General features: G+C 74.9%; 1 protein-coding gene. It reads left to right on the forward strand.

The window, feature by feature from the left end; translation table 11 throughout:
• Positions 1-18: 18 nt before the first annotated feature.
• On the forward strand, positions 19-741 hold a 723-nt coding region (locus ACFPBZ_RS29480; RefSeq protein WP_378039660.1), incomplete at its 3' end, for a DUF222 domain-containing protein.

The following is a 741-nucleotide window of genomic DNA, read 5'->3' on the forward strand; positions in this document are numbered from 1 at the left end:
CAGTGGGTCGACGCCGGGATGAGCGCCCAGTTCGCCGCCGCGAACACCCAGGCCTGGCAGCTCTCCCGCTGGATCCTCGAATGCTCCCGGGCCAAGGCCGGCACCACCGAGCGCATCCGGTCCCGGCGCCGCGCCGGGAAGATCGTCGCCGCCTCGCTGGGCTGGTCGGAGGGCTACGCGTCCTACCGCATCGAGTTCGCCCGCCAGGTGCTGGAGCGGCTCCCCCGGCTGGGTGAGGAGATGGCGGCGGGCCGGTTGGAGGAGCACAAGGCCCGCGACATCGTCGACCTGGTCGCCGACCTCGACGACACCCAGGCCCGCGCAGTCGTCGACAAGGTCCTCGACGCCGCCCCGGGGTTGGCGTTCACCGCGCTCAAGCAGCTGGTCGGGCGCGAAGCCGCCGCGGTCGACCCCGAGTGGGCCGAGCGGCGCCGGGCCGCGGCGATCGCCCGGCGGCGGGTCACGTTGCGCTCCGCGCCGTCGGGGGCGGTGGAGCTCTCCGGGCGGGACCTGCCCGAGGACCCCGCCCAGGACGCCCACCACCGCATCGTCGCCCTCGCCCACGCCGTCCGGCAGCGCCTCACCCGCGCCGGAGTGCTCGGGGCGTCGGTCGGGGAGATCGAGTCCGAGGTGATGCTCACCCTCACCGGGCCGATCGGCGCCGGGATGTACGACCTCGACGTCGTCGAGCACGTCACCGCCATCTTCGACCACCCCGACGACGACCCCGACAGCCCCGAC

The sequence above is a fragment of the Actinomycetospora atypica genome (assembly GCF_042653685.1).
GTDB lineage: Bacteria > Actinomycetota > Actinomycetes > Mycobacteriales > Pseudonocardiaceae > Actinomycetospora > Actinomycetospora atypica.